The sequence below is a fragment of the Enterobacter sp. PP-008-ECC_S150 genome (genome assembly GCF_045257065.1).
GTDB classification, from domain to species: Bacteria; Pseudomonadota; Gammaproteobacteria; order Enterobacterales; family Enterobacteriaceae; genus Enterobacter; species Enterobacter chengduensis.
The window spans coordinates 35,308-60,149 of sequence record NZ_JBJHHG010000025.1 but is presented as its reverse complement, the minus strand read 5'-3'; the positions used below and the strand labels follow the sequence as shown (position 1 = coordinate 60,149).

24 protein-coding genes and 1 rRNA gene are annotated in these 24,842 nt (G+C 55.0%); 11 read left to right on the top strand and 14 right to left on the bottom strand.

What is annotated here, in order from left to right; translation table 11 throughout:
- Together rrf and ACJBF3_RS22140 are read left to right on the top strand one after the other, a co-directional pair.
- Positions 1-114, top strand: a 5S ribosomal RNA gene (gene rrf / locus ACJBF3_RS22145); the annotation flags it as partial.
- 210 nt (positions 115-324) lie between these two features.
- Entirely contained in the window at positions 325-1,620 is a 1,296-nt protein-coding gene (locus ACJBF3_RS22140) for an MFS transporter (protein WP_045326125.1), read from the top strand.
- On the opposite strand, the gene ACJBF3_RS22135 is transcribed toward ACJBF3_RS22140, so the two are convergent.
- From ACJBF3_RS22135 to trxC, 5 genes are all read right to left on the bottom strand, one after another.
- Complete coding sequence (locus ACJBF3_RS22135) at positions 1,617-1,940, bottom strand: YfiM family lipoprotein (protein ID WP_032659514.1); 324 nt, start codon at positions 1,938-1,940, stop codon at positions 1,617-1,619. The two genes, ACJBF3_RS22140 and ACJBF3_RS22135, sit on opposite strands and share 4 nt — an antisense overlap.
- Positions 1,941-1,985: 45 nt before the next feature.
- Positions 1,986-3,341 carry a CDP-diacylglycerol--serine O-phosphatidyltransferase gene (pssA, locus tag ACJBF3_RS22130; RefSeq protein ID WP_023294337.1) on the bottom strand — a complete coding sequence of 452 codons (1,356 nt, stop codon included), beginning with the start codon at positions 3,339-3,341 and terminating at the stop codon, positions 1,986-1,988.
- Between the two features lie 110 nt (positions 3,342-3,451).
- Positions 3,452-6,115, bottom strand: a complete 2,664-nt coding sequence (gene pat, locus ACJBF3_RS22125) for a protein lysine acetyltransferase (protein WP_045326124.1) — start codon at positions 6,113-6,115, stop codon at positions 3,452-3,454.
- Between the two features lie 35 nt (positions 6,116-6,150).
- Positions 6,151-6,849, bottom strand: a complete 699-nt coding sequence (gene tapT, locus ACJBF3_RS22120; RefSeq protein ID WP_045326122.1) for a tRNA-uridine aminocarboxypropyltransferase — start codon at positions 6,847-6,849, stop codon at positions 6,151-6,153.
- Between the two features lie 69 nt (positions 6,850-6,918).
- Positions 6,919-7,338 carry a thioredoxin TrxC gene (gene trxC / locus ACJBF3_RS22115; RefSeq protein ID WP_045326121.1) on the bottom strand — a complete coding sequence of 140 codons (420 nt, stop codon included), beginning with the start codon at positions 7,336-7,338 and terminating at the stop codon, positions 6,919-6,921.
- Positions 7,339-7,542: 204 nt separating this feature from the next.
- Here trxC and ACJBF3_RS22110 point away from each other — a divergent pair, with 204 nt between their 5' ends.
- Positions 7,543-8,673 (top strand): tRNA/rRNA methyltransferase, encoded by a 1,131-nt coding sequence (locus ACJBF3_RS22110; RefSeq protein ID WP_045326120.1) that lies wholly within the window; start codon positions 7,543-7,545, stop codon positions 8,671-8,673.
- Positions 8,674-8,712: 39 nt separating this feature from the next.
- Here the strand turns inward: ACJBF3_RS22110 and ung are convergent, their stop codons facing one another.
- Complete coding sequence (gene ung, locus ACJBF3_RS22105; protein ID WP_045326118.1) at positions 8,713-9,402, bottom strand: uracil-DNA glycosylase; 690 nt, start codon at positions 9,400-9,402, stop codon at positions 8,713-8,715.
- Positions 9,403-9,715: 313 nt separating this feature from the next.
- Between ung and grcA the strand changes: the two genes are divergently transcribed.
- Complete coding sequence (gene grcA / locus ACJBF3_RS22100) at positions 9,716-10,099, top strand: autonomous glycyl radical cofactor GrcA (RefSeq protein ID WP_008502190.1); 384 nt, start codon at positions 9,716-9,718, stop codon at positions 10,097-10,099.
- Between the two features lie 52 nt (positions 10,100-10,151).
- On the opposite strand, the gene srmB is transcribed toward grcA, so the two are convergent.
- Positions 10,152-11,480 (bottom strand): ATP-dependent RNA helicase SrmB, encoded by a 1,329-nt coding sequence (srmB, locus tag ACJBF3_RS22095; protein WP_023344704.1) that lies wholly within the window; start codon positions 11,478-11,480, stop codon positions 10,152-10,154.
- 132 nt (positions 11,481-11,612) lie between these two features.
- Here srmB and ACJBF3_RS22090 point away from each other — a divergent pair, with 132 nt between their 5' ends.
- The gene (locus tag ACJBF3_RS22090; RefSeq protein ID WP_045326116.1) at positions 11,613-12,350 is read left to right on the top strand and encodes a tRNA1(Val) (adenine(37)-N6)-methyltransferase; all 738 of its coding nucleotides are present in this window, start codon (positions 11,613-11,615) and stop codon (positions 12,348-12,350) included.
- On the opposite strand, the gene nadB is transcribed toward ACJBF3_RS22090, so the two are convergent.
- Entirely contained in the window at positions 12,335-13,954 is a 1,620-nt protein-coding gene (gene nadB, locus ACJBF3_RS22085) for an L-aspartate oxidase (protein WP_045326114.1), read from the bottom strand. The two genes, ACJBF3_RS22090 and nadB, sit on opposite strands and share 16 nt — an antisense overlap.
- A 344-nt stretch (positions 13,955-14,298) precedes the next feature.
- Between nadB and rseD the strand changes: the two genes are divergently transcribed.
- From rseD to ACJBF3_RS22055, 6 genes are all read left to right on the top strand, one after another.
- The gene (gene rseD, locus ACJBF3_RS22080) at positions 14,299-14,382 is read left to right on the top strand and encodes a rpoE leader peptide RseD (protein ID WP_223605340.1); all 84 of its coding nucleotides are present in this window, start codon (positions 14,299-14,301) and stop codon (positions 14,380-14,382) included.
- Complete coding sequence (rpoE, locus tag ACJBF3_RS22075; RefSeq protein WP_045326113.1) at positions 14,379-14,954, top strand: RNA polymerase sigma factor RpoE; 576 nt, start codon at positions 14,379-14,381, stop codon at positions 14,952-14,954. Before rseD ends, rpoE begins: the two co-directional genes overlap by 4 nt.
- A 31-nt stretch (positions 14,955-14,985) precedes the next feature.
- Positions 14,986-15,636: an anti-sigma-E factor RseA gene (gene rseA / locus ACJBF3_RS22070; protein ID WP_045326111.1), complete on the top strand. Its 651-nt coding sequence runs from the start codon at positions 14,986-14,988 to the stop codon at positions 15,634-15,636.
- Positions 15,636-16,589 (top strand): sigma-E factor regulatory protein RseB, encoded by a 954-nt coding sequence (rseB, locus tag ACJBF3_RS22065; protein ID WP_023308851.1) that lies wholly within the window; start codon positions 15,636-15,638, stop codon positions 16,587-16,589. Before rseA ends, rseB begins: the two co-directional genes overlap by 1 nt.
- Complete coding sequence (gene rseC / locus ACJBF3_RS22060; protein WP_023308850.1) at positions 16,586-17,062, top strand: SoxR-reducing system protein RseC; 477 nt, start codon at positions 16,586-16,588, stop codon at positions 17,060-17,062. Before rseB ends, rseC begins: the two co-directional genes overlap by 4 nt.
- A gap of 431 nt (positions 17,063-17,493) precedes the next feature.
- Positions 17,494-18,723, top strand: a complete 1,230-nt coding sequence (locus ACJBF3_RS22055; protein ID WP_406545278.1) for a tyrosine-type recombinase/integrase — start codon at positions 17,494-17,496, stop codon at positions 18,721-18,723.
- Here the strand turns inward: ACJBF3_RS22055 and xis are convergent.
- From xis to ACJBF3_RS22025, 6 genes are read right to left on the bottom strand one after another with little or no spacing between them, the layout of a single operon-like run.
- Entirely contained in the window at positions 18,701-18,985 is a 285-nt protein-coding gene (gene xis, locus ACJBF3_RS22050) for an excisionase Xis (protein WP_022651668.1), read from the bottom strand. The genes ACJBF3_RS22055 and xis overlap by 23 nt on opposite strands.
- Positions 18,986-19,031: 46 nt before the next feature.
- Entirely contained in the window at positions 19,032-19,274 is a 243-nt protein-coding gene (locus ACJBF3_RS22045; protein ID WP_042889500.1) for a DUF4060 family protein, read from the bottom strand.
- Positions 19,261-19,971, bottom strand: coding sequence for a hypothetical protein (locus ACJBF3_RS22040; protein WP_406545277.1), 711 nt, complete (start codon positions 19,969-19,971; stop codon positions 19,261-19,263). The genes ACJBF3_RS22045 and ACJBF3_RS22040 overlap by 14 nt, the downstream gene beginning before the upstream one ends.
- Positions 19,964-20,320 carry a hypothetical protein gene (locus ACJBF3_RS22035; protein ID WP_127851136.1) on the bottom strand — a complete coding sequence of 119 codons (357 nt, stop codon included), beginning with the start codon at positions 20,318-20,320 and terminating at the stop codon, positions 19,964-19,966. The genes ACJBF3_RS22040 and ACJBF3_RS22035 overlap by 8 nt, the downstream gene beginning before the upstream one ends.
- A 34-nt stretch (positions 20,321-20,354) precedes the next feature.
- A complete protein-coding gene (locus ACJBF3_RS22030) occupies positions 20,355-21,440 on the bottom strand; it encodes a RecT family recombinase (protein ID WP_406545276.1) in 1,086 nt (361 codons plus the stop codon).
- A 9-nt stretch (positions 21,441-21,449) separates the two neighbouring features.
- Positions 21,450-24,821 (bottom strand): RecE family exodeoxyribonuclease, encoded by a 3,372-nt coding sequence (locus ACJBF3_RS22025; protein ID WP_406545275.1) that lies wholly within the window; start codon positions 24,819-24,821, stop codon positions 21,450-21,452.
- Positions 24,822-24,842: the final 21 nt, after the last annotated feature.

The following is a 24,842-nucleotide window of genomic DNA, read 5'->3' as shown; positions in this document are numbered from 1 at the left end:
TGGCGGCTTTAGCGCGGTGGTCCCACCTGACCCCATGCCGAACTCAGAAGTGAAACGCCGTAGCGCCGATGGTAGTGTGGGGTCTCCCCATGTGAGAGTAGGGAACTGCCAGGCATCAAATAAGAAGAACCCCGTACCGAAAGGTGCGGGGTTTTTTGCTTTGTGCTTTCTCTCTCTGACCTTTCTCTGAATCCCTTATCCTGCTAATGGAATGTGTGATCGCTGTCTCAATGTTGTTTATAACAAAATTATAACATTTCATTTACGAGGTAATTGAGTCTTCAGGCTCAATACGCCGCTGTTAATGGCAGGAGCATAATTACAATGACAGAAAGCATGATATCAAACGGGACGCTGGCAAACAGTGATACCCGAAGAAGGGTATGGGCAATCGTCAGCGCCTCTTCAGGGAATCTGGTTGAATGGTTCGACTTTTACGTCTACTCATTCTGTTCACTCTACTTCGCACATATCTTCTTCCCCTCCGGCAACACCACAACGCAGCTGCTTCAAACGGCAGGGGTATTTGCCGCTGGCTTCTTGATGCGACCCATAGGGGGCTGGCTGTTTGGCCGCATTGCGGATCGTCGCGGGCGTAAGGCCTCGATGCTGATCTCGGTGTGTATGATGTGCTTTGGCTCTCTGGTGATCGCCTGCTTACCGGGATATGAATCGATTGGTACCTGGGCACCGGCGCTACTTTTACTGGCGCGCTTATTCCAGGGGTTATCGGTGGGCGGTGAATACGGTACCAGTGCGACCTACATGAGTGAGATTGCGCTGGAAGGGCGTAAAGGTTTTTACGCCTCATTCCAGTACGTTACGCTGATTGGTGGTCAACTGCTGGCCATTCTTGTGGTGGTGATCCTGCAGCAGATCCTGACGGACGAACAACTCCATGCCTGGGGATGGAGAATTCCTTTCGCGATGGGGGCTGTACTGGCCGTTGTCGCACTTTGGCTACGCCGTCAGTTAGATGAGACCTCTCAGAAGGAAGTCAGAACGCTGAAGGAGGCGGGAACATTCAAAGGGTTGTGGCGTAACCGCAAGGCTTTCCTCATTGTGCTCGGCTTCACTGCGGGCGGCTCTCTGAGTTTCTACACGTTCACCACCTATATGCAAAAGTATCTGGTGAATACCACCGGCATGCACGCAAACGTCGCCAGCGTGGTCATGACCGTGGCGCTGTTTGTCTTTATGCTCATACAGCCCATTATCGGTGCGCTCTCGGATAAAATAGGTCGACGTACGTCGATGCTGATATTTGGCGGGCTGTCTGCGCTGTGCACCGTCCCCATTTTGACTGCGCTTCAGCATGTCTCTTCACCATATGCTGCCTTTGCGCTGGTGATGCTGGCGATGGTGATTGTCAGTTTCTATACTTCTATCAGTGGGATACTGAAAGCCGAGATGTTCCCGGCGCAGGTTCGCGCGTTAGGGGTAGGGCTCTCTTATGCGGTGGCTAATGCGTTGTTTGGCGGATCGGCGGAGTACGTTGCGTTGTCGCTTAAATCATGGGGAAGTGAAACGACATTCTTCTGGTACGTAACGATAATGGGCGCACTGGCGTTTGTGGTCTCCCTGATGCTGCATCGCAAAGGGAAAGGCATTAGACTTTAATAGCGCGCCATCTGCCATACGGCATAGCCGGTCGTTGCGCCGGCGACATCCCAGGCGAAATCTTTCCAGCTCCAGCCGCTCCCTGCGGGGCGGCTATCCCACAGCTCTTTTGATGCCCCAAGACTTACGGAGAACATCAGCCCTATCGCCGCGCTGCGGTCCCGGCTGTAGCCCTGATGCTGCGCATATTCATTACCGGCTGCGGACAACATCGCGGAAGCGAGGAAATGCTGGGCTTTGTCCTGTCCTGACCAGCTATCGTTAGCCATATGACTACAGCCGCTGAGGAAGAGGACGCTCAGTAACAGAGGAATACGCATCATCGGGCCCCATAAAAAAGCCCTGCTGGTAACAGGGCCTGGACATTACAGAATACGGCTGATCAGTCGGTCGATACGGATACGACGTAAGCGGCGGATAAGCTTGCGCACTTTCACCGGATAATCGGCAATGCTCTGCAGTTCGCGATAATGATTCACTACGGTCGTATGGGTGCGAATCAGCTCCAGCTCGCGCTCACGTTGTGCGGCTAACTCATGCTGCGGGTCATGGATCAGAATAGCGTTTTCCAGATCCAGTCGCCACGCGCGTGGGTTAAGGTTGTTACCGGTCAGCAGCATCCACTCATCGTCGACCCACATTCCTTTCAGATGGTAGCTGTTGTCTTCATCTTTCCAGAGGCGCACAACCAGCTGGTCCGTGTTAACGTAATACTGTAAACGGCTCAGGAAACGGCGCAGGTTAATCTCATAAAGGTAAGGCAGCGCACCGATGATTTTGAACGGCTGATCTTCAGGAATGAAGAAGTCGTTTGCCGTTTTATCACCCACGATGATTTCCACTTTTTTACCCTCGCGCAGCAGCTGAATGATATTGCGCACCAGCACGGCAGGAAGGTTGAAGTACGGCGTGCAGATGGTGAGCTTCTGCTCCGCACACGGCATCAGATGGAAGATCGTTTTGTTCAGCAGGCTGGATTTGCCGAGCCCGACCAGCGGAGTAACGGATAACTCTTCGTTGTTCGCATCGCCCTGGAAATGATAGACCGCATCACGCAGCTCCTGGCGGAAGGCGCGAACATCATTTTTGATTTCCGGGCTTTTAGGACGCTCGGGATCGTCAAGGCGATTAACGCCACGGCCATGAACCAGATTTTTATCAACCCAGTTGAACATGATATCGGCCATCTGCGGATTACGGATCAGATGGTAACGGTCGTAGCGATATTTATCGAGCTGATGAAGGTAAACATCATTGAGACTTGCCCCGCTGTATAGCACGCTGTCATCAATGATAAACCCCTTGAAGTGAAGAACGCCGAGCGCCTCACGGGTGTTCACCGGTACGCCATAAACAGGCACGTCAACGCCAGGGTTTTCCTGCGCCGTGCGGCAATACCAGTCAGCATTAGTGTTTGACGCGGCAGCGCCAATGCGGCCACGCTGAGCGCGATGCCAGTCTACCAGCACGCGAACATCAAGTTCCGGGCGCTGACGTTTGGCTTCATAGAGCGCGTTCAGGATCGCCCGCCCGCCTTCATCCTGTTCAAGATACAGAGCCACAATGCAAATGCGTCGCGTGGCGCTGGCAATCTTTTCCAGAAGCGTCTCCCGAAAATGAGCGGGAGCGTAAAAGAACTCTACATCATCAACTGACTGAGAAATCTTCGGTAGTTGAGCAAGGTGTTGTTGATGTTTATTACGCTTAAATTTTGACAACATCACAGTGCGTTTCTTCTCTGTTCATTGAAGGGTTGTCTGTACCATGCAAACAACATAAGCGGACAATGATACCACCAGTCCCGTCCAAAGTGGGTAACATTTCCAGTAGCTTACTCGCGTTTGTCCGCTGATGTCAGACTGAGAGACAAGGCCACAATACCTTCGTCCAGCTGAATATCAACGTCAAACCCAAGTTTTCGCGCCAGGGTCACCATACCGCGATTGTTAGGCATAGTAATGCCATTAAGGCGTAATAATCCGTGATCCCGCGTATAACTGATGAGTTTTTCCAGCAGTCGTCTTCCCAGACCCAGGCCTTTAAGATCGGACCGTACCAGCACGGCAAACTCCGCATCGACGTTATCCGGGTCAGAAATCGCACGCGTGACGCCGAGGATCTCATCCCCCTCGTCGTTGCGACGAACGGCAACAAACGCCATTTCTCGATCGTAGTCGATCTGGGTCATATTGGCTAAATCATCGTGGGTAAATTCGTTGATTTCGCTAAAATAGCGATAATAAAGATCTTCTTTCGTGACCTGAGAGATAAACGCCCGCAGCTGGGGCTCATCTTCCGGCAGAATAGGGCGGAACAGGGCGCGCTCCCCATTTTTCATCTCGACCCACTCCTCCAGCTGGAGAGGATAGGGGCGGATCGCCAGGCGGCTCTCCCTGTCGCCTTCGAATGGCGCGATATCCAGGGTCACGTCCAGCGCCGTAAACTCATTGCCGGAGGCAAGCAGGGGATGAATGTCCAGCCGCTGGATCTCGGCACAATCCACGATAAGGTTAGACACCTGCACCAGGAACTGGCTTAACCCGGCAATATCAAGCGGACGCAGCGCGCTACGGCCACGGATTTTTTTGCTTTTTATCGCCTGGATGATCAGATACCGTGCCAGGTTCATGTTCAGCGGCGGTAGCGCGACCACCGCCTGCTCCTCAGGACGCCACTCAACGCCACCTTCTCCCAGCATGATGAGCGGGCCGAAGACCGGATCGTGTTCAACGACCACCCTTAATTCCTGCGCCCCAGCGCGGTTTGCCATGCTTTGCACCAGCAATCCTTGGATCCTTGCCTGCGGCCAGGCCATTTTGACCCGGTCGAAAATGGCATCTGCTGCCTGTTGGACCTCTGCCGCCGTCCGCAGGTAGAGCATCACTCCCTGAACGTCAGACTTATGCGGGATATCCGGAGATCGTAGCTTCAGGGCCACCGGATAGCCAATCTGCTCGGCAATATGCACGGCCTCAGCGCTGTCGCTGGCGATCCAGGTTGGCAGGGTCTGCATCCCGTAGCTGCCCAGAATCGGCTGGACTTCATGCGTATCCAGCGACGTTGCGCCCTCTTCAATAGCCTGCTGCAACAGCCGGTGAACGTCGACGGTGTTTGCCGTCAGGTTGCCGGGCAAAGCGGGCGTCTCGCGGAGCTGCTTCTGGTTGCGGCGATATTCCACCATATGCATAAACGCGGTGATGGTACCTTCCGGCGTGCGGTAGGTTGGCAGTCCGGCCTCGCTGAACAGGCGTCGCGCCTCCTGCGAAGAAAACTCGCCGCACCAGTTGGTCAACAGGGTGACATATTTGCCTCGCGGATGATTGCGCACGGCCTCAATGAGCGCACGCGCGCTTTCGCTGCCCGGCGCGACCGCGCTGGGGGAGTGGATGATCATCAGCGCGTCGAAATCCTGGCTATCCAGCAAAATGGAAATCGCCTTGATATAGCGATCGCTGCTGGCATCGTCGCGCAAATCAAGCGGATTGCCGGGCGACACGCTGCCCGGAAGCGCGTCTTTCAGGCGCTGCAGCGTCTCTTCACTCAGCGTTGCCAGCTTGCCGAAGCGTCGCCACAGCTCATCAAGGGCGAGCGCGGCTGGGGCAGCACCGTTACTGACAATCATTAACTTCTCGCCTCGCAACGGACGCATGTGGCTGAGCGTTTCAACGGCGGAAAAAAGCTCGTGCGTGTCCTGTACCCGCAGCAAACCGGCGCGCTGAATGGCGGCATCCCAGGCGGGATCCATACCGGAATGCGAATGCAGCAGACGCTGCGCCGCAGGGCTGCGCCCGCTTTTGATCACCAGGATCGGCTTATTGCGCGATGCGCTTCGCGAAGCCGAGACAAATCGTCGGGCGTCGCTGAGGTGCTCAAGATAAAGCAGGATGGCGCTGGTTTTGCCGTCACGCGCCAGAAAATCCAGCAGCTCGTCAACGTCGATATCCAGGCTGTCGCCGAGGGCAATGAAGTAGGAGAATCCCATTTCACGCTGCTGCGCCCAGTCGAGAATGGTGTTCGATACCGCAGCCGACTGCGAGATAAACGCGAGTTTGCCTTTGCGGATCGGCACCGGGGAGAAGCTGGCGTTCAGCCCCTGCCAGGGGGCGAGCAGCCCCAGACTGTTTGGCCCAAGGATGCGCATTTGATAGCGGCTGGCGCAGGCCAGAAGCTCGGCTTTCTGTTCAGGCGGAGACGAGAGAATAATGCAGGTTTTACACCCGTTCTTGCCGAGTGATTCCAGCAGTTCCAGGTTACGCTTTGCGTTTGTACAGAGGACAGCAAGGTCCGGTACGAAGGGCAGGCTCGCTACATCAGGCCATGCCAGCACCCCCTGAACCGCCTTATACGCCGGCGTGACGGGCATGACGGGGCCATTAAAACCGCCGGCCAGCAGGTTGCGCATCATCAGATAGCCAGCGCGATCCGGTTTCATTGATGCGCCGATAACGGCAATGGATTTAGGACGAAGTAGCGCTTCTAACCCTCGCTGGCTCATGCAGGCCTCCTGTGAATGCAAGCGACCTGATGATTTTAAACGCTTTCTGGCTCGAGTGCTGTGACGCTGCCCTTATGAACGGTTTTTCCCGCCAGATAGCGCTCCCGGAAGCATGAGAAATGGTTGCCCAGCGCGCCAGCCGCAGCGGTATCTCCCGCTAAATCCAGAAGGGCAATGGCCACTTCGGCGGTGCAGTATTGCCCGTCAGCATGCGCTTCACGCAGGCGGTAGGCGGAAACGCGGGAAAGATCGACAGAAATCACCGGCAGCGCGTCGAGATACGGGCTTTTGCGAAACATTTTTCGCGCTTCGGTCCAGGTGCCGTCCAGCATAATAAATAGCGGCGGCTTACCGGATGGCGGGGCCGAAAGCACCTGGCGATCGTCACCTGCATATGACGCGGGGAAAACGACCATCGGCTGATAGTCCGGGTTGGTCACCAGGTCGAGCAGGGCCTGAGGCGGCTCCGTACGGGACCATTGGAACGCCGCGGTATCCGGCAGAATATCGGCGATAAGACGCCCCGTATTGCTGGGCTTCATCGGCTCGGTATCGAACATGACCAGACAAAAACGACTCTCCGCCGTACTCGGGGCCAGCGTCTCGCACAGGCAAACCTTCAGCGGCAGCAGGCAGCGTTGACAGCGGCGAATACGGTTACCCCGGGCGAGGAACGGTCGGGTGGCGCGCGCAAGGCGTTCGGCGCGTAATTGAAGAACGGCGTTATCAGTCATGGGCGAAATGCAGGAAAAACCCTATTTTCGCAGAGGCGGGAGCGGGGCACAAGATGTGCCCCGTGAATGTTACAGCGACTCGTTTAACCAGCTCTCAAAAGGCGCTTTAGGCACCGCGCCGTTGAGCATATCGATCACCTCACCATTTTTGAAAATCATAATGGTTGGAATGCTGCGAATGCGAAAACGGGCGCTCAGTTCGGGCTCGGCTTCCGTGTTGACCTTAACGAAACGTATCTTTCCGCTGCGCTCTTCGGCCACGTCTTCGAAGATCGGCGCGAAGCTGCGGCATGGGCCGCACCATGGCGCCCAGAAGTCGACCACGACGGGCAGATCGTCCTTGAGGAGTTTGTCCAGCGTAGCACCCGTCGCGTTAATGACATCGCCATCAAACAATTCATGGCCGCAACGTCCGCATTTCGCACCATCTTCCATCCGATCGTCCGGAATGCGGTTAAGAGCCTGACAGTTGGCACATACGGTATTCATAACTAACCTCTGATAGAGCCGCGGGACGGCGGCAAAACGCCAATAATGTTTCTAATATGTTACATATTATCAATGAGCCTGTTTGAAACAACAATGCGTTTTATTCAATGAGAACAATAGTCGCAGGCTTTTGTACGAAATTATGGCTATGCGCTGGCACATCGGGTAATCTGCGCGCTTCGCGCAGCGCTGGTGGAGAAAAGCATGAACGACGAAATGAAAAACAAAAGCGGCAAGGTCAAAGTGATGTATGTCCGCAGTGATGATGACTCTGATAAACGCACCCAAAATCCGCGTACCGGAAAAGGTGGCGGGCGTCCGGCGTCTTCTCGTGCAGACGGTGGCCGTCGCCCCGCCCGCGATGACAGAAATACCCGCGGTGATGACCGCAAACGTGACGATCGCAAACGCGATGACCGTCCTCGCTCCGACCGCACACGCAGTGACCGTCCACGTGACGATCGCCCCCGTGATGACTTCTCACGTGATAACGCTTCCCCGTGGCGCACCGTTTCTCGCGCCCCTGGCGATGAGACGCCGGAAAAAGCCGATCACGGCGGTATCAGCGGTAAAAGCTTTATCGATCCGGAAGTGCTGCGCCGCCAGCGTGCGGAAGAGACCCGCGTATACGGTGAAAACGCCTGCCAGGCGCTGTTCCAGAGCCGTCCTGAGTGTATCGTCCGCGCCTGGTTTATCCAGAGCGTGACCCCGCGCTTCAAAGAAGCGCTGCGCTGGATGGCCGCGAACCGCAAAGCCTATCACGTTGTGGATGATGCCGAGCTGACCAAAGCCTCCGGCACTGAACACCACGGCGGCGTCTGCTTCCTGATCAAAAAACGTAACGGCACGACCGTACAGCAGTGGGTCAGCCAGGCGGATGCCGATGACTGCGTGCTGGCGCTGGAAGATGTGGGCAACCCGCACAACCTGGGCGCGATGATGCGCAGCTGCGCACACTTTGGCGTGAAAGGCGTGCTGTTGCAGGATGCCGCGCTGCTGGAATCCGGTGCCGCGATCCGTACTGCGGAAGGCGGAGCCGAGCACGTACAGCCGATCACCGGCGACAGCGTGCTGGACGCCCTTGAGCAGTTCCGTAAAGCGGGCTATTCCATCGTGACTACCTCGAGCCATGCCGGTACCCCGCTGTTTAAGGCGACGCTGCCACGCAAGATGGTGCTGGTACTGGGCCAGGAACGCGACGGTCTGTCTGATGCGGCGCTCTCGAGTGCGGATCTGAGCGTCTCAATCGATGGGACGGGCAATGTGGAAAGTCTGAACGTATCCGTTGCAACCGGCGTACTGCTGGCCGAATGGTGGCGTCAGAATAAGGCCTAAGCCTCTTATGTGCCGGGCCTGACCCGGCACATTCAAATCCTACTCGCTCTCTGCCGGTAGCACAGGCATCCAGTCAATCGGCGTTTCGCCCCGTTTTTCCAGCCATTCATTCGCCAGAACAAAATGATTACTGCCAAAGAAACCGCGGTGTGCAGACAGCGGTGACGGGTGCGGCGCTTTCAGCACGTGATGACGCTGGCGGTCGATAATCGCCCCTTTCTTCTGCGCGTGCGATCCCCAGAGTAAAAACACCACCCCTTCCCGATGGGCGTTGATCAGGCTGATGACTTTATCGGTGAACGTCTCCCAGCCCAGGCTGGCGTGCGAGTGCGCCTGGCCTGCCCGTACGGTAAGCACCGTGTTCAGTAACAGCACGCCCTGGCGCGCCCAGCTTTCCAGGTAGCCGTGATTTGGCCGGGTAAACCCGGGCACGGTTCCCTCAAGCTCTTTATACATGTTAAGCAAAGAAGGGGGGATTGCCACGCCGGGACGAACGGAAAACGCCAGCCCATGCGCCTGCCCCGGGCCGTGGTAGGGATCCTGACCCAGAATGACCACTTTCACATCGCTCAGTTCGGTGTAGCGAAAGGCGTTGAACACGTCTTTCTGCGGCGGGTAAATCGTCTGTCCGGACTGACGCTCAGCCGCAACGGTGCTGAGCGTATTGATAAAATAGGGCTGCTGCTTTTCTTCTGCCAGCACGTCATGCCAGGTTAAAGGTGTCGTCATCTCGCTCTCCTGCGAATCTCAATCTGTGCCTAGCTTACCTGTTTAACCCCGGTGAGCAAAATTACGCGCTGAAATGCGCGCTAAGTGACTAAATTTATTTTGAATAGATACGAGGTAAGTTGAATTGGTCAGGTGGTGAAATTGATCTAAAACAATAAATTAAAACCACACTCTTTATGTGGTTGGTGTTTTTGTTGATTTAAATCAATAAATCACCGGAGTGTGAATGATATATATACACACAAGAAACAATGGTTTTACCAATTGGCCGCGAGAGGCCGACATCAGTTAAGGTAGCCTAGGGAGGCAACACATGATTACAGGTATCCAGATTACTAAAGCTGCAAATGACGATCTGCTCAACTCTTTCTGGCTGCTGGACAGCGAGAAGAACGAAGCGCGCTGCGTCGTTGCGAAAGCGGGTTTTGCCGAAGATGAAATCGTGCCGGTGAGCAAGCTGGGCGAAATCGAGTACCGTGAAATTCCAATGGAAGTGAAACCGGAAGTGCGCGTGGAAGGGGGTCAGCACCTGAACGTAAACGTACTGCGCCGCGAAACGCTGATGGACGCGGTTGAGCATCCAGAAAAATACCCGCAGCTGACCATTCGCGTGTCCGGCTATGCGGTTCGCTTCAACTCTCTGACCCCAGAACAGCAGCGCGACGTTATCGCGCGTACCTTTACTGAAAGCCTGTAAGGCTTCAGCTACGGGGGGTAATAAAAAAGCCGGGGAAATCCCCGGCTTTTTCTTACTCTTCGGTTTTTGTCTCTGGTGCGGCAGAGCTTGGCTTACGGCGCTTACCAATATTCTTGGTATCGCGGTGGCGCTGCTTCACGCGCGGCTTCTCTTTTTCTTTCTCTTTTCTCTCAGCACGTTTCGCGAGCGCTTTCTTGGACGGTTTGCCCGTCATTTTTTCACTCGGCGCACGCGTGGTTGGACGCAGGCCATCAATAACGCGCGCTTTCAGCGGCTCATCAACGTAGCGGCCAATTTTCTGCAGCAGCAGGTAGTCATGCGCTTCAACCAGTGAAATCGCAATCCCTTTGCGGCCCGCGCGGCCGGTGCGGCCAATACGGTGCAGGTAGGTATCGCCGCTGCGCGGCATATCGAAGTTAATGACGTGGCTGACGTCAGGGATGTCGATCCCACGTGCGGCTACGTCTGTCGCAACCAGCACGTTAACGCGACCGTCGGTCAGACGCTTAATGCCTTCGGTACGCTTGATCTGCGCCATCTCGCCTTCAAGATAGCAGTTGTTGATCCCGGCGTTACGCAGCATCTCAGCCAGCTCGTGCACGCGCTCGCGCTTACGTACAAACACGATGGTGCGCAGGGCATCTTCCTGCTTAAGCAGGTGCTTCAGCAATTCAACCTTGTGCTCAAGGTTATCCGCGCGGTAGTACCACTGGTGGATCTTCTTACGCTCGCGGGTGGACGGCGTAGCCGATACTTCCACCGGATCTTCCAGCAGACGCTCTGCGAAGTCTTTAATCGCTTCCCCTTCGAGGGTGGCCGAGAACAGCATCGTCTGGTTACGCCAGCGCGTTTCACCCGCAATATGCTCGATATCCTGTGCGAAGCCCATGTCCAGCATGCGGTCGGCTTCGTCGAGGATCAGCGTTTCAACCGCACGGCAGTCAAAGTTCTCTTCTTTAATGTACTGCAGCAGGCGGCCCGTCGTTGCCACGACGATATCCTGGTTTTCGCTGAACACTTCGGCGTGGTTCATGTACGCAACGCCGCCGGTGATGGTGGCGATATCCAGATGGGTATTTGCCGCGAGTTCACGCGCGTGATCGGCAACCTGCATGGCCAGCTCGCGCGTAGGCGTCAGGATTAAAATACGCGGCGGGCCAGATTTTTTACGCGGAAAGTCGAGCAGATGCTGCAACACAGGCAGCAAATAGGCTGCTGTCTTCCCCGTGCCGGTTGGCGCAGAACCGAGCACATCGCGGCCCTCAAGCGCAGGCGGGATGGCCGCTGCCTGAATGGCGGTCGGGCGTGTAAAGCCTTTGCTCTCAAGTGCATTGAGCAGGCTTTCATCGAGTTCAAGTTCGGAAAAAGTCGTTACAGTCATGTTCTACCTCTGTGTGGGGCGCTGATTATAGACGTTACGGCTGTAATCTTCATCTGTTTGTATGGATATCGCTTTTCGGCCACTTCGCTTTCCCCTATGCTACTCCAGTTTCACTTAGAAGGTTGCTCTGACATGTCTCAACTCAAAGCGCAGCTGCGCCGCGATGGTTTTACGTTTAAACAATTTTTTGTCGCTCACGATCGCTGTGCCATGAAGGTCGGTACCGACGGTATTTTACTGGGCGCGTGGGCACCTGTCGCAGGCGTTAAGCGTATTCTTGATATCGGTACCGGCAGCGGGCTGGTGGCGTTGATGCTGGCGCAGCGTACGGAAGAACATGTCACCATTGATGCCGTCGAGCTGGATGTACAGGCCGCAGAGCAGGCGAGCGACAATATGGCCGAATCTCCCTGGGCGGCCCGAATGAGAGTGGAATGCGCAGATGTGCTCGCATGGGCACCGGAGCAAACGTCACGTTACGATCTGATCGTCAGCAACCCGCCTTACTACGCGCCCGGCGTTGAGTGCGGTACCCCTGAGCGTGAACAGGCGCGTTATACCGGCTCTCTCGATCATAAGGCGCTGCTCACCAGTGCGGCAGAACTCATCTCCGAGGACGGCTTTTTCTGCGTGGTCCTGCCAGAGAGCACCGGCAACACGTTCATCGGTATCGCGCAGGAGATCGGCTGGACGCTGCGTCTGCGTACCGATATTTCCGATACGGAAGGCCGACTGCCGCACCGCGTGCTGCTGGCGCTCTCGCCAAAAGAGGGTGAATGCTTTAATGACCGAATGGTGATCCGTGGGCCAGACCAGCGTTATTCCGAAGATTACACTGCCCTGACCCAGGCGTTTTATCTGTTTATGTAAAGCTGCGGAGCGAGGATTGACGGGCCGGATTCAGGAAGCTGATTCGGGTAGTCGAGGGTATAGTGCAATCCGCGGCTCTCCTTACGCATCATCGCGCAGCGAACGATCAGCTCGGCAACCTGTACCAGATTGCGCAGCTCCAGCAGATTATTGGATACGCGGAAATTGGCATAATACTCATCAATCTCCTGCTGCAGCATGGTAATGCGGCGCAACGCGCGTTCCAGACGTTTCGTGGTGCGCACGATCCCCACGTAGTCCCACATAAACAGCCGCAGCTCATGCCAGTTGTGCTGGATCACGACCAGCTCGTCCGGATTCTCAACGCGGCTTTCATCCCAGGCGGGTAGGCGCTCCGTCTCGCGAGCGTAGGGCATGCGCTTGATGATGTCTTCAGCGGCAGACCAGCCGTAGACCAGACACTCAAGCAGTGAGTTCGAGGCCATACGGTTCGCGCCGTGCAGCCCGGTATAGCTGACCTCACCGATAGCATACAGGCCATCCACATCAGTATGTCCATGATCGTCAACCATGACGCCACCGCAGGTATAGTGGGCGGCTGGCACAATGGGCACCGGATCGCGCGTTAAATCAATGCCAAGCGTGAGCAGCTTTTCGTAAATCATCGGGAAATGCTGGCGAATGAACTCGGCTGGCTTATGGCTGATATCGAGATACATACAGTCCACCCCAAGACGCTTCATTTCATGGTCGATGGCGCGGGCCACGATGTCGCGCGGCGCCAGTTCACCCCGGGCGTCAAAGTCGGGCATAAAGCGGGTGCCGTCAGGGCGTTTCAGATAGGCGCCTTCACCGCGCAGGGCTTCCGTGAGCAGGAAGTTGCGCGCCTGAGGGTGGAACAGGGCGGTTGGGTGAAACTGATTGAACTCAAGGTTCGCCACCCGACAGCCGGCGCGCCAGGCCATCGCGATGCCGTCGCCGGAGGCAATGTCCGGATTCGTGGTGTACTGATACACTTTTGAGGCTCCGCCCGTCGCCAGCACCACCGCCTTCGCCCGGCAGGTTTCCACCTTCTCTTTATTGCGGTTCCAGACCCACGCCCCCACTACGCGACGCGTGCCCGGCAGGCCAATTTTGTCGGAGATAATCAGGTCAACGGCATTGCTTCGTTCAAGCACCCGAATATTTGGATGACTCAGCGCCTTGCCAACCAGCGTGGTCTCCACTGCTTTACCGGTGGCATCTGCGGCGTGCAGGATGCGGCGGTGGCTATGACCGCCTTCGCGCGTCAGGTGGTAGCTCTCTTCACCGTTGGGGTGAACCTGCGTATCGAATAGGACGCCCTGGTCGATGAGCCACTGAACGCAGTGACGGGCATTGCTGGCGACAAACTCTGCGGCGTGCGGATCCACGATCCCGGCCCCGGCAATCAGCGTATCTTCTACGTGGGATGCAATGCTGTCCGTCTCGTCAAACACGGCGGCAATCCCACCCTGGGCATAAAATGTAGAGCCTTCACTTATCGGTCCTTTACTCAGAACGATAACGTTTTGATGCTCCGCGAGGCGCAGCGCCAGAGAGAGACCGGCAGCCCCGCTGCCGATGATCAGGACATCACAATGCAGTTCAGGTGTTGTGTTCATGATGGTTGTTTAATTTACTAAACAGTGTTGGGTCAGAATAGCACCTGAGTGCGATTTATCGCACGTTTATTTTTAAAGGCTGTTGCAATGACTAAACTCGCAGGGGGAGGTAAACGGAGGCTAAATAAGTGAAATTATTTTGCGAAGCAGATCGTTAGCGTCAGATTTTGTGGTGAAATAATGCCTGTGTTGCGTTACTCTTCTGGCGGGAAAAAGATGTTTCTTGTCAGAAAGTGGTGCGTATCGTGAACAGACTTATAATGAGAGAAAATGAACAGTCTGCGGCGCGATGAACAAAAACAAAGGCGTTACGGAACTTATTGACGATCGGACACTCTAATTCGGTGCTTGCTCAAAGTGCGGTATTTTTAGAGTGGCGTTTCGATAACGCGTGGAATTTAGGTTTGGGGAGACATTACCTCGGATGAGCGAGCAGTTAACGGACCAGGTCCTGGTTGAACGGGTCCAGAAGGGAGATCAGAAAGCCTTTAACCTACTGGTGGTGCGCTACCAGCATAAGGTGGCGAGCCTGGTTTCCCGCTATGTACCGTCAGGCGATGTGCCTGATGTGGTGCAAGAGTCTTTCATTAAGGCCTATCGCGCGCTGGATTCTTTCCGGGGAGATAGTGCTTTTTATACCTGGCTGTACCGTATTGCTGTCAATACGGCAAAGAATTATCTGGTCGCTCAGGGCCGTCGTCCGCCTTCAAGTGATGTGGACGCAATCGACGCCGAAAACTACGAAAGTGGCGGCGCATTGAAAGAAATTTCGAACCCTGAGAACTTAATGTTGTCAGAAGAACTGAGACAAATCGTTTTTCGCACGATCGAGTCGCTCCCGGAAGATTTACGCATGGCAATTACGTTACGGGAGCTGGATGGTCTGAGCTATGAAGAGATAGCCGCTATCATGGATTGTCCGGTCGGCACGGTACGTTCACGAATTTTCCGTGCGCGAGAAGCTATTGATAATAAAGTTCAACCGCTTATCAGGCGTTGACGATAGCGGGATACTGGAAAAGGTATTAGGCATGCAGAAAGAAAAACTTTCCGCTTTAATGGATGGTGAAACGGTGGATAGTGAGCTGCTCAACGAGCTGTCTCATTCACCCGAAATGCAAGAGACCTGGGAGAGTTACCATCTCATCCGTGACACCCTTCGCGGTGATACCGGCGAGGTTCTCCATTTCGATATCTCAGCCCGCGTCATGGCGGCAATTGAGAATGAGCCTGTTCATCAGACCACTCCGCTGATTCCTGAAGCTCAACCCGCGCCTCACCAGTGGCAGAAAATGCCGTTCTGGCAAAAGGTGCGCCCGTGGGCCAGCCAGCTTACCCAAATGGGTGTGGCTGCATGCGTATCGCTTGCAGTTATCGTTGGCGTCCAGCACTATAATACTCAGTCTGAAACTAATCAGCAGCCAGAAGCGCCAGTGTTTAACACACTGCCGATGATGGGCAAAGCCAGCCCGGTAAGCCTGGGTGTTCCGGCTGAGGCTTCCGCCAGCGGCGGTCAGCAACAGCAGGTTCAGGAGCAGCGCCGTCGCATTAATGCGATGTTGCAGGATTACGAGCTGCAGCGTCGTCTGCACTCTGAACAGCTTCAGTTTGAGCAGGCGCAGACACAGCAAGCCGCTGTGCAGGTGCCCGGAAACCAAACTTTAGGAACGCAATCGCAGTAATGAAGCAACTTTGGTTCGCCATGTCTCTGATGGCGGGTAGCCTGTTCTTCTCTGCCAACGCCTCGGCTGATGTTTCATCCGGGGCGTTGTTGCAGCAAATGAATCTGGCCAGCCAGTCACTCAACTACGAGTTGGCATTTATCAGCATCAATAAGCAGGGCGTCGAGTCGTTACGCTATCGTCATGCCCGTCTTGATAACCAGCCGCTCGCCCAGCTTTTACAGATGGATGGCCCGCGTCGGGAAGTTGTCCAGCGTGGTAACGAAATCAGCTATTTCGAGCCCGGCCTGGAGCCCTTCACGCTGAATGGCGACTATATCGTTGATTCTCTGCCGTCGCTCATTTATACCGACTTCAAACGGCTTGCTCCTTACTACGATTTTATCTCGGTAGGGCGTACGCGCATCGCGGACAGGCTGTGCGAGGTGATTCGCGTTGTCGCCCGCGATGGTACGCGCTACAGCTATATCGTCTGGATTGACGCCGAAACCAAACTCCCCATGCGTGTTGACCTCCTTGACCGCGACGGTGAAACGCTGGAGCAGTTCCGCGTGATCTCCTTCAGCGTGAACAATCAGGTTGGCAACAGCATGCAGAATCTGGCGAAGGCCAGCCTGCCGCCGCTGCTTTCTGTTCCTGCCGGAGATTCCGTTAATTTCAACTGGGTACCTGCCTGGATCCCACAGGGTTTTAGCGAGGTGTCCAGCAGCCGTCGTCAGCTGCCAACCATTGAAACGCCGGTGGAATCGCGCCTCTATTCCGACGGCTTGTTCAGCTTCTCCGTAAACATCAATCGCGCAACGGCAAACAGCGCTGAGCAAATGCTGCGTACCGGGCGCCGTACGGTGAGTACCACGGTACGTGATAACGCCGAGATTACCATTGTGGGTGAACTCCCTCCGCAAACGGCGAAGCGCATTTCCGACAGTATTAAATTCAGGGCTGCACAATGATCAAAGAGTGGGCGACGGTCGTCTCGTGGCAGAACGGCATTGCGCTGGTGAGCTGCGATGTCAAAGCCTCATGTAATAGCTGCGCATCCCGCGCCGGCTGCGGTAGCCGGGTGCTGAATAAGCTCGGGCCGCAAACCTCGCACACGATTTCTGTGCCAAGCGAACAGCCGCTGATGGCGGGGCAGAAGGTAGAGCTGGGTATTGCGGAAGGCAGCCTGCTCAGCTCCGCCATGCTGGTGTATCTCTCTCCGCTGGTCGGGCTGTTTATCATGGGTGGCCTGTTTCAGATGCTGTTCGGTACCGATGTGGCCGCCATGTGCGGGGCCGCTTTGGGCGGCGTAGGAGGGTTCTGGCTGGCCAAAGGCCTCTCTCCGACGCTTGCCGCGCGCGAGGAGTGGCAGCCGGTCATTCTTAGCGTAGGGCTGGCACCCGATCAGCTTCGTGTTGAAACGCTCTCTTCTGAGGCCCGGTGATCCATCGGGCTTTATCATTTTTTACACCCTAAAACAGAAAACGTCCTTTCTTCACGCTATACCTGTCTCTAAGTGCATTTCCAGGTAGCGAGGATGTAGTGTAGAATGCTGCGTTTTCGCACTGAAAAACGTCAGGCTAAGAACAGCGGCCTCCAGGAATTCGTAAGGCATAATTATTTAACTATATGAAGAACATACGTAACTTTTCGATCATTGCTCACATCGATAATTGATACCCCGCCAGCCTCCGCAAACCTCCGACAAAAACACCTCTAGATCCCCATCAAATCAGCTTTCCCAAAAACAATACTGTTTGCATGTACAGTCAACCTACGACATCATAAGTCATGGTTTTTGTGTCCACCAGCGCGTCCATATCCTATGATGGACACATCACCTCCCGTTCTGATGGACACACGCAGGGACAAAACATGGCTATTTCAGATAGTTATCTAAAGTCGTGCCTTGGGCGCGAACGAAACAAAGTTGAAGAAAAGGCAGACCGGGATGGTCTGTGGGTACGCATCTCCAAAAAGGGGGCTGTTACTTTTTTCTACCGATTCCGCTTCCTGGGCAAACAGGACAAGATGACGATCGGCAGCTATCCAGAGTTCGGGTTAAAAGCCGCGCGCGATGAAGTCGCTAAGTGGGCCGCCATTCTTGCCCGTGGCGAAAACCCACGGATCAGGCAAAGCCTCGACAAAGCCAAGATTAACAGCCAGTACACCTTCGAAGAGCTGTTTCGCGAATGGCATTCAATGGTGTGCGTTCAGAAAGAAACGGCAGGGCAGATTTTACGTACATTCGAATTGCACGTTTTCCCCAAGCTCGGGAAATACCCTGCGCATCAGCTCACGCTGCACAACTGGCTCACTGTCCTTGACCGATTGGCCCAGGGGTACAGCGAGATCACCCGGCGCGTAATCAGCAATGGCCGACAGTGTTATTCCTGGGCGGTAAAACGGCAACTGCTCGAGGTTAACCCTCTCTCAGAGATGTCTGGCCGTGATTTCGGCATCCAGAAACAAATGGGTGAGCGAACACTGGACCGCAAAGAGCTGGCGATAGTCTGGCGAGCCATTGAGGATTCCCGCCTCATTGAGCGAAACAAGATCCTCTATAAATTGTCACTGATATGGGCGTGCAGGGTCGGCGAACTCCGGCAGGCTGAAGTCGCACATTTTGATTTTGAAGAAGGGATCTGGACTGTTCCATGGGAAAACCACAAGACAGGGCGGAAGACAAAGAAACCAATAATTCGACCTATCATCCCGGAAATGCTCCCGCTGATAAAACGGGCCATTGAGCTGGCGCCAGGACGCTTTGTTTTTTCAAAATATGAAGACAAGCCGATGAGTGAAGGCTTTCATATGAGCATCAGCAGTAACCTGGTTAAGTTCATGCTCAAGGCTTATAACGAGCAGGTCCCACATTTTACTATTCATGATCTGCGCAGGACTGCGCGAACGAATTTCTCAGAGCTAACCGAGCCGCATATCGCTGAGATAATGCTCGGGCACAAACTGCCTGGCGTGTGGTCGGTGTACGACAAGCACACCTATGTTGAGGAAATGAGAGTGGCATATGGTAAGTGGTGGGCCCGACTTATGAGCATCGTCGAGCCCGACATTCTGGAGTTCACGCCGCGTCAGGTCGGGTGAGACGGCCTTTATCATCACGGGTTAGATTCAGGTGAGACATCGGCTTACGGGTTGATCGTGACATCTCTTTAATCTGCCAGGCGGTGACTTTGGTTCTTAGCCATTTATTGGGGCCGCCCATGTAAGCGCAATCGGGCTCAGGAAATGGGTTCTCGTTTGGGGCTCTTTTCCTGTAGCGTTCGAGCGTACGTGAGGAAATACACAGCTGCCCGCAGATGTCTTTGGTGCTCATCAGCTCAAATTTATTCGTTGCTTTGCTCATCTTCGTTCTCCAAAGGCCCCAACTGGGGCCGTTTGATAATTCTTTATCAGGACGCCTGGCCGGGAAGGGCACGCAAGCGGCGCATGCCTGTCATTGCCGTGGCCACATAGCTCGCCTTGCGGTTCACCACCTCCACCCAGACCTTCACGCCTTCAACCTTCACCGTATACGTCTCTTTCATTTTGCTGCGCCCATATTCGCCGTATCTTTGCTGGTGGGCAGCCAGCGCGATGTCGCATGCCTGACGCGCTAACGGTGATTGCTGGTTACCTCGATTAATCAGTCGCATGGAGATCTCCTTCGATACGTTTAAACTCGATCACCCAGACCCATGGGTTAGCGTTCCAATTTTCTTGTCCATAGATTGATTGCCACAGGTAGGCAAAGGCATCCGTCGCGTCAGGTGCTGGGTTCGAACAATTGCACGGCTCCGGCTCTCCGCAATTAAGGCAACCACCGTCAATAATCCCTTCCGCTCGCGCATCTTCCTCACTGATATCGTTCAGCCGTTCAACGCGCACCCCGGTGATCTCCAGCGTGATGCGGGACGCCCAGCGCGGCATGTGGATTGATGGCCGCCAGCCACAATGCAGATTGTCGTCAGCGTCAAAATATTCCGGTGCTGGCTTACCATCAGCTTTGTAGACACAAAATTCTGGCTTATGGAATTTTGAAGAATCTTCCTGGTAGGCTTCCATTTGCTCTAAATCAAATAGCGGACCTTGGAAGGTCTCCCGTACCCATATGCGGTCGCCGACTGCGCCGAACGGGCAAGGTGTCGGCTGACATCGCCATTCGGTGGAAGAGCGGCTTTCAGATTCAATAACCCAGCCCTTTGGATATTCGCAAACTCTCAAGCCTGAGAAGTTCAGATTCAAACCTTCACTGAGTCCACGCCAGTTAACAATCCGCCGCGTCTGCGTCTTCTGGCCGCCGAGGATGGCGCGTACCATCTCACCGTTAAAAATCATTCCGCGCTCAGTCATTCCAGGCCTCCAGCTCGTTCTGAATTTCTTCGTCGATCTCGTCGTTGGTGGCGTCTTCATTGAGGTAGCTCAGTGCTTCTTTCCGATACTGCTCACGACGGCTGCTGTCGTACCAGACCGAAAACTCTGGAGACCAGCCACCGTCATCGCCGTTTTCAGCAAAAAAATCATGCATTGCGTTGTTATAGGCCAGGTTCTCTACCATGCAGTCAGCAGTTGTCAGAGCGCATTCACGGATGTAGCCGCGGAGATCGCGCTTGTGCCACCACGGGCTCACCTTCGAATCACAAAGGCCTTTGAACTCAACTTCCCAGCGGCGGATACAGCGTGCATTTAATGATTTGCTCATATCGTTACCGGGAGGGCGAACCCTCCCGCCTCCCTTAGGCCATGTATTCCGGTTTCATATCCGCCAGGGTGATGCTGAACTGATCGTGCAGCTCGTCGCCCAGGTGACGCTTTGAAGATGCCAGCACGCGCTCGGCTTCCGCGAATCGTTCAGCGGCATTCGGCTCGTCGGGCTGGGGCAGGGAGTTGATCGCCGCTTCCACCTTGTTCCGCGCATCCACCAGGTAATAACGCTTCACGGCTTTGTTTTTCAGCTCGGTAAAGAGTGCGGATCCAAGCGTCGCTTTCGCTGTTTCGATGTCGGCACGCAGCGCTTTGGCGCTATCCACATCTTGAGCGGCATCAATGCGGTCGCGGAAATCCTTGGCCGGTGTTTCGATGTTTTGAGCTGGTTCCTGTGCCGTTTCAGTCGTAGTGACATGGTCACCTGAAATGTCAGCAAGGCTTACGTGCTGCGCCGGCGCTGGGTTTACCTCGCGTTCTTCACGGCGATCATCGAGCTCGTCCGGGGTGTAAACGCCCAGAATCACATCCGGGCAGAACAGCCTCGCCCAACGTTTGACAGCCAGGTACGCCAACTGCTGGCGAGGATCGTCAGCCCATAGGGTAGAATTTCGGGTGCGGGCCTGAGCCAACAGTAAATCCAGTTCTCTCGGCTGATCTTCACCTTTTAGCGTTGCGCTGATAATGATGCCGATACCGGCCTCGTCAGCCAGGGTCCAGCCCGGGACTCGGTACTCGCCTTTTTCGCCTTTACGGATGTGGAATTTTCCAACAACTTTTTCCCATGGCCCGTACCATTCATATTCAAAGCGGCTGGCCAGCACACCGCTGCGCGAAATGACGGCATTAACCAGCTGCGCTTCATAACCGAGCACACCGTTAATCAGGTGCGTCTTCTGCGCCACAGCAAAGGGATTCATCTGCCACTGCGCCGCTTGCATAGCTACAGCCATGCAGTCGGCCTGATTACCCTGAAGGTGTTTAGGAACAGTCGCGGCACCTTGCGCCATAATCTGCGCGAACGTGCTGATGGCGTTCAGATACTGTGAATCGAACAAAGCCACGTTTGAGTTAACAACAGTGTTTTGGTCAGTAACCGTAACATTAGTATTTTGCATAAATCCCCCTTAAGCCTGAGCGCGCAGCGCTTCAAGGCGGCGCAGGTCGAAGTCGTTCAGTTCGTCGGTGTAATCGTCGATGATTGGCGCTGGCCATTCCCCTGTGTCGAAGCCGGTTGCTATAACGCGCATCGCTTTGCGGTACTCGAGCATGCCCAGCTCCAGCAGTTCAGCGGATGCCTCGATGATGGCGATCCAGTGGTAGTTCTCGTCTTTGTTGACGAAAATCCAGAAGAACTGGTCCAGCGCCGCGGTTTCGCAGTACATAGCCGCGCTCAGGTGATAATCACGTTCAATAATTTCCCGGTGCAGCTTGGCGCGCAGGCTTTCCTGCTTAACGTTCCACATGCTGATGGTTTTCAGGTCAGCACCGATACGCACGCCATCCAGGTCGATCTCAAGGTCAGGGCGCACACGAACTTCCAGGCCCGTCTCCTCATCAAAGCCGAAGTAACTCACCTCGACGGCGCGGCTCGGGTGGGTCAGCAGCATGCCGGCGGTCGGGTGTGCCAGAAGCGCTTTTTGAATATTCAGCGCAGTGCTCAGCTGCTGGCGGGTGACCAGCACTTTCCCTTCCGGGTTATCGCGCCAGGCATCGAGCAGCTCGTCGGCAAACACGGCATCTGGTTTGACTGCCTTCACGGCCTGGATCATGTCTGCTTTAGTACCGGACACTTTCAGTGGTGCCGGTTTCTGTGCTTCCTGAGCCACAAGGTCAGGGTTGATGATTGCCAACTGCTCCAGCAACGCGTCACGGCTACCGCTGGTTTTAACCGGCGGCGGCAGGGTGGCGTTGTACTCTTTGATGCAAGCCTTCATTGCCATCGCCGTCTGCTTCTGGTCACCATCAATACGCTGGAAGTCAGCTGGCAGCGCCATATAGTTCTGCGCCGTTTCTTCCAGGTTAGCGCCAAGCGGAACCTGCGGCGGCAGGGTGGCGTTGTACTCTTCCAGTAACACCTTGATGTCGTCGGCAGACAGCAGCGCCGGCAGGCTGGCATTGTGCTCATCGATAAAGGCGCGCAGGGTCGCGGCCGTTGTGAATGCGCCTTCCGGGATTACCGGTTCAACGCTGAATTCTGCGTCCAGTTGCTCAGGCTGCAACGCCAGCGCATGCACCAGGTTGCCCATGTCCAGCACCGCGGAGCGCTCTTTGACGATGGTTTTCTCAACGTGGCGCGCACTGAAGTACATCAGCGACACACGGGCATCTTTCACCTGGGTGGAGCTGATGCCGTTGGCGGCGTGGTAAACCTCGTTCGGCAGCCCTTCATAGCGGCCTGGCTCGAAATAAGCAGGATACTCAACAGCTGGTTGTCCCTGCTGCAGTTCTGGCTCGCTTTGTTCCTGTCCTGGCTCATTCTGGTGTGCAGGAACGCTATTCTGGCTGGCTGAATCTGTTTTATGGTCAACGCTCGCCTGTTCCTGATTCGCCAGGCTTGGCGCGGCAGCGGCAAGTATTTCTGCCGGTGCTACGGTAACTGCTTGCGTATCAGCTGCATCAGCGCCTTCGCCTGGTTGTACCGGATCAGTATTTTCGACTTTCTCTGGCTGAGTCGTTTCCATCTGCACATCGCTGGTGGTCTCCGCTGCGTTTTCCGTTTTTTGAACTTCATTTGAGGAGGTATTGATGACCGGATCGGTAGTTCCACCCATTAGGGCATCGATGGAGAAGATTCCACCTCCGAGATTTTCAACTTTTGGCTTATTGGCTGCTTCTTCAGCGCGTTTACGTGCACCTTCTTCACGTACGCGCTTCAAATTTTCTTCGTGGGTGCAGCAGGTTTTGCGTGTATCAGGCTCCATGCCTACTGCTGATGCTTCGTTCTTTGCAACGGGTAATGGCAGTAACTCAACAGCGGAATTGAACTCAGCCGTCATCGTCTGGTTAACGAATTCCAGATGAGCAACCGGATTCAGGTGTATGTTTTCCGGTGCGATGCGCACCAGGTTGAAGATGGCCGCGCGGTTCACCGCCAGAATGCCGGGCTGGTTGCGCAGGATTTTGCTCCACGATTTCCATGGTTCTTCTTTATGCGCGACAATTTCCTTGGCGCGGCGGTGGATGCTGCCCGGGATTTCTCGGTGGTTGAAGTCCATCGGCAGCAGGGCGCAGGCGATCTCAAGATCGAGAGAGTCAAGCGTATGGTGTGCGCCTTCGCCACGGTCAGTAACATAGCCACCATCAGCGTTAGTGCCGGAATCAGTACGTTGCACGCTGCTGATGCGGTTTCCGGCAGCCCATTCGCGCGCCAGGATGCCACGGTCAATGTAATCAGTTTCCGCCCAGATTCTGGTGAAACGGAGAACCAAAGCGAGTTCGTGACGTTTCTCCTGGCTGAATACCTTGCGAATGGCGTCGGTGTAGCGCCAAAGGTCCTTGGTATCGTAGCCCTTAATCTCTTCGCAGTTTTCTGCCGCCAGCAGCAGGTTCTGGGCATAGCTGTTGTCAGTGTCCATCTCCAGCGCGCTGATAGCGTCGTACTCTTCGCGGATGAGGTGATGGCGAATCTGGTCCGCTGTCAGTTGAGACAGCAGTTGTTTGCGGAACGGCATTCTGCACACTGGATAACGGGTGTTTTCGTCGTCGTACTCGCCAATCTGGATACCGTTATCAACGGTGAGATCCTGAACTGCTGCAACACCGGCATTGCTGGTGCTTTCTGATTTGAGGAGAGAAAGCTTTCCGCCTCTCCACTCTTCAACTAACTGATTGCGGTCGCCGGCATCGGCTCGAGTCCAGTCAGCCATGAATGCAGCGATAAGTTCAGCTTCGTGCGCTTCATCTGGAGCGAAGACCTGCTTAATCGCCTGAACCAGTTTCCACTCAGCGTTCAGGCTCAATTCGGCAACTTCAGGGATGTCGTTCTTAGCCAGCAGCAGGTTCTGGAGATAGGTGTTGCCTTCATCCAGTGACATTTCGCTGGCAGCCAGCTGCTGCTCTTTGCTGATATGCGTCTGATATTTGTCGCTGGTCAGGTGGAAGGCAAAACGGACCGCTGGAGTCCGGTTTTCAAGCGGGACACTCTCGTCGGTAGTTTCGTCTTTAACGGTCGTTTCCGGTGCGGCCGTGTTGCCCACGACTTCAGGCGACACAGCGCCAGCTTTTGGCAGCCAGGTACGGCCGTCTTCCTGCAGTTCGTAGCGCTCGCACCATGTGTAATCCACTGCGCCTTCTTCTGGCAGGTCGTTGTATACCGGGAAATCGGTGCGGATCGGTTTTGCGTAGTCTTTACCGCGGCCAGTTTCTTCAATTCCGGCTTCTTCCAGAGCCACATCGAGTTGGAGATTGGCGCGCGCTGCACTTTTCGCAGTGAACCAAATCACTGCATCTTTCTTACCAGACTTCTGACTGGCTTTAAGCAGATGGAAAAATTCCATGTCAGATCCTCATTTTTGGAT

Coding starts and splice junctions, on each gene's coding strand:
- ACJBF3_RS22045 (WP_042889500.1), bottom strand. CDS start 19,274: ATGCGACTGATTAATCGAGGTAACCAGCAATCACCGTTAGCGCGTCAG.
- rseB (WP_023308851.1), top strand. CDS start 15,636: ATGAAGCAACTTTGGTTCGCCATGTCTCTGATGGCGGGTAGCCTGTTC.
- ung (WP_045326118.1), bottom strand. CDS start 9,402: ATGACGACACCTTTAACCTGGCATGACGTGCTGGCAGAAGAAAAGCAG.
- rseA (WP_045326111.1), top strand. CDS start 14,986: ATGCAGAAAGAAAAACTTTCCGCTTTAATGGATGGTGAAACGGTGGAT.
- srmB (WP_023344704.1), bottom strand. CDS start 11,480: ATGACTGTAACGACTTTTTCCGAACTTGAACTCGATGAAAGCCTGCTC.
- tapT (WP_045326122.1), bottom strand. CDS start 6,849: ATGACTGATAACGCCGTTCTTCAATTACGCGCCGAACGCCTTGCGCGC.
- trxC (WP_045326121.1), bottom strand. CDS start 7,338: ATGAATACCGTATGTGCCAACTGTCAGGCTCTTAACCGCATTCCGGAC.
- nadB (WP_045326114.1), bottom strand. CDS start 13,954: ATGAACACAACACCTGAACTGCATTGTGATGTCCTGATCATCGGCAGC.
- ACJBF3_RS22035 (WP_127851136.1), bottom strand. CDS start 20,320: ATGAGCAAATCATTAAATGCACGCTGTATCCGCCGCTGGGAAGTTGAG.
- grcA (WP_008502190.1), top strand. CDS start 9,716: ATGATTACAGGTATCCAGATTACTAAAGCTGCAAATGACGATCTGCTC.
- ACJBF3_RS22140 (WP_045326125.1), top strand. CDS start 325: ATGACAGAAAGCATGATATCAAACGGGACGCTGGCAAACAGTGATACC.
- pssA (WP_023294337.1), bottom strand. CDS start 3,341: ATGTTGTCAAAATTTAAGCGTAATAAACATCAACAACACCTTGCTCAA.
- ACJBF3_RS22025 (WP_406545275.1), bottom strand. CDS start 24,821: ATGGAATTTTTCCATCTGCTTAAAGCCAGTCAGAAGTCTGGTAAGAAA.
- ACJBF3_RS22030 (WP_406545276.1), bottom strand. CDS start 21,440: ATGCAAAATACTAATGTTACGGTTACTGACCAAAACACTGTTGTTAAC.
- ACJBF3_RS22110 (WP_045326120.1), top strand. CDS start 7,543: ATGAACGACGAAATGAAAAACAAAAGCGGCAAGGTCAAAGTGATGTAT.
- rpoE (WP_045326113.1), top strand. CDS start 14,379: ATGAGCGAGCAGTTAACGGACCAGGTCCTGGTTGAACGGGTCCAGAAG.
- ACJBF3_RS22055 (WP_406545278.1), top strand. CDS start 17,494: ATGGCTATTTCAGATAGTTATCTAAAGTCGTGCCTTGGGCGCGAACGA.
- ACJBF3_RS22090 (WP_045326116.1), top strand. CDS start 11,613: ATGTCTCAACTCAAAGCGCAGCTGCGCCGCGATGGTTTTACGTTTAAA.
- pat (WP_045326124.1), bottom strand. CDS start 6,115: ATGAGCCAGCGAGGGTTAGAAGCGCTACTTCGTCCTAAATCCATTGCC.
- ACJBF3_RS22135 (WP_032659514.1), bottom strand. CDS start 1,940: ATGCGTATTCCTCTGTTACTGAGCGTCCTCTTCCTCAGCGGCTGTAGT.
- rseC (WP_023308850.1), top strand. CDS start 16,586: ATGATCAAAGAGTGGGCGACGGTCGTCTCGTGGCAGAACGGCATTGCG.
- ACJBF3_RS22040 (WP_406545277.1), bottom strand. CDS start 19,971: ATGACTGAGCGCGGAATGATTTTTAACGGTGAGATGGTACGCGCCATC.
- xis (WP_022651668.1), bottom strand. CDS start 18,985: ATGAGCAAAGCAACGAATAAATTTGAGCTGATGAGCACCAAAGACATC.